Source organism: Paracraurococcus ruber, assembly GCF_004353985.1.
GTDB classification, from domain to species: domain Bacteria; phylum Pseudomonadota; class Alphaproteobacteria; order Acetobacterales; family Acetobacteraceae; genus Paracraurococcus; species Paracraurococcus ruber.
The window spans coordinates 1-6,301 of record NZ_SMOA01000290.1 but is presented as its reverse complement, the minus strand read 5'-3'; the positions used below and the strand labels follow the sequence as shown (position 1 = coordinate 6,301).

Here is a 6,301-nt window from a genome sequence, read left to right as displayed (position 1 = left end):
CAACACCGAGTGGATCATTGAGAAGAACGGCCACCGCAGCCCCGCCGACACGCGAGCCGCTTTGCACGCAGAAACCTTCAGGTGCGCGGCGTAATCCAACCTGTTGTCCAAAGAGCCGGGTACGGTACACAACCACGCCGGCGTGCCGCGCGAGGAGCCCACGGTGGCGGAGTGGGAAGCCGAACACGCGCCGAAGCTTCAGCACCGGGACGCCGACGACGCGTAGTCGGCCTGTTCAACACGGACCAACGACCGTTGGCCGGTGATGAACAGGGGATGCAGCGTCCCTATCATCGGCGTTTGCAGGCAACGCGCAACTTTCGAGCCAGACCAACCGCGATCGGCGTCCGGAGACGCTGTGTTTCGGGGATTGACTGGATTCGAAATGACGGTGTTCGCGAGCATGCGCAGAGATCAGTACCCTCCGCCGCTCTGCGCCCCATCCAGCCAGGTGAGGAATTGCTGCGTCCCAAAGCCCAGCTCTTGCGTTAGCATCTCATGATCTTGCGCAGCCCGGAGAACGGCACCCGCCTTCTCATCCCCCAAGCCTCCCACGCCCTGCTTTCCGGCCAAATGATGGCCGCGTGGGGTGCCTCCGGCTTCGCGCAGCCAAACCCGGCGCCCGAGGTCATTCTCGCAGCTGAGCAGCACGACATCGCCTGGCTGTCCTGGGAGACCGCCCCGACTCTCGACCGCGAGACGGGCCTGCCTCACCCGTTCACCAGGCTCGGCCCGGCGGTCCATGCCCCGATGTGGGCGCGCGGCGTGGAAATCGCCCGCGCCTCCTACGGCCTCTGGCCCGCCCTGCTCATCTCCCTGCACGGCACGCGGGTCTACACGGAGTACATGGACCCGGAGAGCCTGCCGCCAGAGGATCAAGCCGCGATCGACCGCAACAACGCCAAGGAAACCAGGCTCCAGGCGGACTGGATCGCCAAGCTCGGCGTGTCCCGCGAGCAGGTCGAACGCAACTCCGCCCTTGTCGCGGTGACTGACGCCCTGTCCTTGGCCCTCTGCTTCGCCGATCCCGACAAGGCAGGGGAAGCGCCGATGGAAGATGGCAGCACCCGCAAGATGACTCTCGTGCGGCTGGGGCAATCCCGCTGGTCGCTGGACCCTTGGCCCTTCCGCGGCAGCACGCTGAGGGTGCAATGCGAAGCGATCCGCCTACCGGCCGAAACCCGCTGGACTGACGAGGAGCAAATGCGCCGCGACCTACGCGACGCGACCTGGAGCACGCTCGCCGAAACCTTGTCCCCGGCCTGACCTGCCGCCAGCGCCAAAAGCTCGCACGCCCGATCTGTCAGACATCTCCATGCCTGCTATCAAGCTTTCGTGGAGGTACTAGCGGGGTTCCGAAATGCGTGCATAACGTACCTGATGCCGCAGCCTTGACCCCCGACGTGGACAGTCGAAACGAGGCGGTCCGAGTGCCGCCCGCGCCAGCACACGCGTTTGGGTCATGTGGGTGCATGCCGCTCCGTGCCGTCGGAACCCCGCGCTCAGTCAGCGCCTGGGCCGGCGCCGCGTTACCGGTTACGCGCTCCGCTTGCAGCAGCTCAAGTTTCAACGCCGGCAGGTGCGCGACCCGCTCCGCCATCAGCCGCCGAGCCGGGGCAACTGCGGCGATTTGCTAGTTTTTCGAAATGATCGCTCCGGGTATTTCGGACTGCTTTTCGCCAATCCTGATCATGCAAAGGTCGTGATCCGTCGCCATCACCAGGCGGGCATCGTCCTTCGCTGCGGTGCCTCAAAAGCGCTCCGGCTGGTCGGCCTGAACGGCAATGGTCCAGGCGCCGCCATCCTGCTGGAAGGTCGTCACCTCGGCACGCCCGAGGGCCCTGGCGGACGACGCCGAAGTGGCAGGGCCGCATCGGCTGGACAGTGGCCTGTGCGCAGCGGATCTCGTCAGTCGCATGCAAGCGTGTGCCGGGAATGACCGTATCGGTGCGGGGCGTCTTGGCCGCGATCGCTCGGGCACTGGCGCCACCCGCCGCGGCCAAACCAAGCACGGCTGGCACGGCCCGGATGGGATGGTGTGCGCTGTCGGCGCCGGCGCGCCGCTGTCTCTGTTGCTACAGTCGCAACCAGGGGGGGCTCAGTGGCCGCAACTGGACGCCGCCACTGGCGAGACGGTCCGGTAGCGGCCGTTCGCTGTCACGGTCTGCACGCAGGCCTGCGCGGACGCGTTCCACCAGAAGGCTGTCAACCCGCGCTGGCGCGCGACCGCGAAGCCGCGGCGCTCCATCTCGGACTCGCCGGAGGAGGCGCGAGCGTCCACCAGGTCGGCCACGTTTGGCGCGGCGGGCGGCTGAGGCGTCGTGGCGACGGCGGCGGCGGGTGCAGCCGTGGGCGCCAGCGGCGGCGGAGACCTGTCACCGCAGGCAGTCAGCGCCAAGGCCAACGCAACGCCTGCTACGCGGGTCGGCAAGCGACGACACATCGATCCACCTCTCGCTTGGGCAATCCTCAGACCTCACCAGCTTTCCAGAGGTCACGCAATCCGCTTGGGGCAGCGACAATACGCATCGCCAATGCCGCGACGCAGCGATTCGTCGCCACGCATCGCGCGCCACCGCGTCGGACAGAAACCCACAGCCTCCGGCCCGAGCCAACACCCGCGCCACTGTGGTGTGGGTCCACGCAGCCCCGTCCCGCGGCGTCGGCACGCCGCGCGCCGTCAGCACCCGCGCGATCGCCGCCTTGCCGATGACGCCCACGGCTCGCAACCGCTCCACCTCCAGCGCCACCCGGTATGTGGCCGGCTCCGCCGCCACGCGGTGCGCCTGGGCTGCTGCCGCGACACGGAGGCCCTCGGCCGGCCGGTAGCCCCTGTCACCGCCCAGTACCGCTCCACGCGCCTTGGCGGCCCGCAGCGCGCCGGGTCCGCTCGCTGATCAGCTCCCGCTCCTTCTGCGCCATGGCGACGTAGATGCGCATCATCAGGTCGTCGGCGGCCGGCAAGTCGGCGGCCCGGATCGCGTAGCCGTCCTCCAGCAGGCGCGAGAGCGTGTGGGTGCGCTGGGTGATGCGGTCGAGCCTCGCGGCGACCAGCATCGCGCCGAGTTGCCGGCAGCGCGCGGACGCCGCCTGGAAGCCTGGCCGGCAGTCGTCCTTGCCACTGGCGACGTCCTGGTGCTTAGCAACGAGCGTCGAGCCCTGGGCCTCCGCAAAGGCATGGATGCTGCTCTGCTCCACCTCAACCCCAAGGCTGCTCTGGCCCTGCTCGGCAATTGAGTCCCGGAGGTACCCAACCGCCAGCCTGACGGCGCCGGCCGCATCAGCCCGCCTCGGCGATGCGGTAGACGGAGTAGCTGCCCTTGCCGCCCTCCTTGCCGAGGCCGACCTGCCGAAGCCGCTCGGCGACCCCGACCGGGAAGCCCTGGCGCTTCTTCAGCCCGACGAGGAAGCCGCGGACCGTGTGGGCCTGCCAGCCAGTGGCCTCCGTGATCAGGGCGAAGGTGGCACCCTCCGCCCGGCGCAGCATGGCGAGCACCTGATGCTGCCTGGTGCCCTCGCGCCGTTTGTGCGGGCAGGCGGGGCGCGGTGCCGGCGCTGGTTTGACCAGGATGGCACGGGGGGCGGCGATGGTGTGGGGCAGGCCGGCGCGCTCGCCGGCTTCAGCAGCTTGTTCAGCACCACGCGCGCGGCGGCAACGGGCACATTGTCGGGCGGCGCGGCCAGCCGCAGCGGGTGCTGCGCGGCCTCGGTGAGGCTGCAGCGGGCAGTGTCCGAAAAGGCCATGTCGGGGCTCCTGGAGGCAGCACCCGACCAGCCGGATGCTACGACCTGAAGCTCCGCCGAAAAGCCAGTCTGGGCGGCGCGCCGGCCTTCACCGCGGCGCGCGCCTGACCATTGGCTCTGATGCCACCCACAGCCAAGTGCAGGGAACGAGTGTCCCGTCGGCAGATGTTGCCACTCGGTGTCAGACGCGGCGCAGGTTCCACATGAAGGCGGCGCCGCCCTCGACCATGCCAGTGAGGGATCTGCGATAAGCCGTGCGGATCTGGAACTGCCCGCAATGGATGAACGGCACCATCTCGAAGGCCCGCTGCTGAATACCGTCGGCAGCCTCGGCGCGGGCCGCATCGGACGTGGCGGTGATCCAGGCGGCGGTGAGCGTCTCGATCTGGTCGTCGCTGAACCAGCCGGCCCAGCCCCTGGCACCGAGGCCGCGCATGGGGAAATGCTCGACCGGGGAGCCAATGACCGAGGAGGGAGCCCAAGTGTGGAAGATCGACCACCCGCCCTTGTCGGTCGCCTCGCGGTTGGCGCGACGGGCGACGAGCGTGGCCCAGTCCAAGGCGGCGAACTCAACGTTCATGCCAAGTCGCTTCAGCAGGTCGGCCGTGACCTCGCCCATCGGATGAATGGTGGGGACGTCGGCGGGGCTCAGGACCACGACCTTCGTGCCATCATAGCCGGCGGCCCTCAGGGCCGCGCGGGCGCGAGATAGGTCGGCGGGCATGTGCCGCAGCCCCGTATCAGCACCATGCGGGGTGCCGCACGGGAACATCGACCGGCAGTTGGCGTAGGACGAGGGATCGCCGCCCGTGAGAGCCTGCATGTAGTCCTGCTGATTGACGGCAAGCAGGACGGCACGGCGGATGGCCGGATTGTTGAACGGGGCCTGGAGGTGATTGAAGCGCAGGATACCGTTGAATCCGCTGGGATTGGCGTTGCCGATGCGGATTTGAGGGTGGGAACGCAAACCCGGCACGAGATCGGGCTGCACCTGTTCGTACCAGTCGATCTGGCCAGAACGCAGCGCGGCGGCGGCGGTCGCCTGTTCCGGCAACGCCTGCCACTCAAGCCGCTCGAAATGGGCGATCTTGGCGCCGGAGGTCCAATCGGGCGTGCCAGAGGCCGGGATGTAGTCCGGGTTTCGAACGTAGACCGCGACCTGACCGGGAACGAACTCCTCCTTGACGAAGCGGTAAGGGCCGCTGCCGGTGGCATCGGTGACCTGGGTGAATGGATCAGTCTTGGCGATGTGCTCGGGGATGATGAATGGCACCGAAGCGCTGCCGCGGGTGATCGCCTCCAGGAAGATGGGAATGGGCTGGGTCAACCGGATGCGCAGCGTGCGGTCATCCGCGACGCTCCAGTCATCGACGAACTTCGCCACGGTCTGGCCGAAGGTCTCCCGGCCGGCCCAGCGCTTCAGGCTCTGGATCGCGTCCTGGGCGCGGACGGGTTCGCCGTTGTGGAATTTCAGGCCTTCACGCAACTTGATGATGTAGGTGCGGCCATCATCCTCGACGCCGTATCCCGCGGCCATCTGCGGCGTGATCTCGCGCCTGCTGGTGAAGCCAAAGAGCGTGTCGTAGGCCGCGTAGCCGTGGTTGGTCGTGACGAGCGAGGTATTGAACACCGTGTCAACTGAAGCCAGCGCGGTCAGGGGTGCAACACGCAAGGTCCGGTCGCGCGCGGACTGAGCGAAGGCGGCCGGTGCCTTGAGGCCCGCGGCCGCGCCCACTGCGGCAGCCCTACGCAAGACATCGCGTCGATTCATGGGTCACCCTCCCTCTATCTCATTCGGCATCGGACGTGCCGTTGACGAGGATGTAATGAACGGGTTCTGTGCGGCAAGACCATTCGGCCGATGCGCGGCGAAGGTCCGGGCGGCCAGTGATGCGCCACCTCGTACCAGCCCAAGCCCAATCTGCTCGGTTCAGGCCATGACGTTTCAAACTCCGATCGGGTGATGGCGCCCAGGCTCGTCTGTCATCCTCCCAGGCCGCCGGTCATCATGGAGCCGTCAGGTCGCTGACGTTGCGCTCCGAATTCCGGATGATATCCTTGACGACGTCGCCGGTGGCACACCCAAGCTGCAAGCCTGGAGGGACGCGCAGCGGGACAGGTTCTTCCCGGCCGCGCCACAAATACGGAGACAGTTCGTCGTGCGATCCAAGCTGTTGAAGGTGGCGTAAGGGCCCTCGCCAGGTGCCAGGGCAACAGTCCCAGCACAGTCCAGACGTGGCGCAAGCGGGCATTCACCACTGCCTCTGCCATGCCCCCAAAGGCGCCGCGCCCTACGGTGCTCCGCCCGCAGGACGAGGCAGTGATCGTCGCCTTCCGGCGCCGCACCCTCCTGTCGCTCGATGGCTGCCCCTCTTCCGTGCAACCCTCGCTGCGCCAATTGGCTCGCTCATCCTTGCACCGCCGACTCCAGCGCCAGAGCTGCACCTGGTTTCCCTGGAGATCGATTTGTCCGTCCGGAGACCGGCATGGTGAGATGCAGCATGGATCAGAACGAACGCACTGAGGTGGGAGATGGGCCTGTGGTCAGCGAGGGCGG

At 67.8% G+C, this 6,301-nt stretch carries 6 protein-coding genes; 2 read left to right on the top strand and 4 right to left on the bottom strand.

All coding sequences use genetic code 11. The annotated features are described in order from the left end of the window. The first annotated feature begins 498 nt into the window (after positions 1-498). Both E2C05_RS27190 and E2C05_RS34370 read left to right on the top strand, forming a co-directional pair. Positions 499-1,266, top strand: a complete 768-nt coding sequence (locus E2C05_RS27190) for a DUF3891 family protein (protein WP_240046915.1) — start codon at positions 499-501, stop codon at positions 1,264-1,266. A 283-nt stretch (positions 1,267-1,549) separates the two neighbouring features. Next, positions 1,550-1,939: a hypothetical protein gene (locus E2C05_RS34370; protein ID WP_205083119.1), complete on the top strand. Its 390-nt coding sequence runs from the start codon at positions 1,550-1,552 to the stop codon at positions 1,937-1,939. Positions 1,940-2,098: 159 nt separating this feature from the next. Here E2C05_RS34370 and E2C05_RS34365 read toward each other — a convergent pair whose 3' ends face one another. The 4 genes from E2C05_RS34365 to E2C05_RS27165 form a co-directional block, all read right to left on the bottom strand. Then, positions 2,099-2,293, bottom strand: a complete 195-nt coding sequence (locus E2C05_RS34365) for a hypothetical protein (RefSeq protein ID WP_133222785.1) — start codon at positions 2,291-2,293, stop codon at positions 2,099-2,101. A 542-nt stretch (positions 2,294-2,835) separates the two neighbouring features. Then, complete coding sequence (locus tag E2C05_RS27175; RefSeq protein ID WP_133222784.1) at positions 2,836-3,261, bottom strand: recombinase family protein; 426 nt, start codon at positions 3,259-3,261, stop codon at positions 2,836-2,838. Positions 3,262-3,280: 19 nt separating this feature from the next. Further along, positions 3,281-3,568, bottom strand: a complete 288-nt coding sequence (locus E2C05_RS27170; RefSeq protein ID WP_274607350.1) for a DUF3489 domain-containing protein — start codon at positions 3,566-3,568, stop codon at positions 3,281-3,283. A gap of 357 nt (positions 3,569-3,925) precedes the next feature. Next, positions 3,926-5,515 carry an ABC transporter substrate-binding protein gene (locus E2C05_RS27165; protein ID WP_133222782.1) on the bottom strand — a complete coding sequence of 530 codons (1,590 nt, stop codon included), beginning with the start codon at positions 5,513-5,515 and terminating at the stop codon, positions 3,926-3,928. Positions 5,516-6,301: the final 786 nt, after the last annotated feature.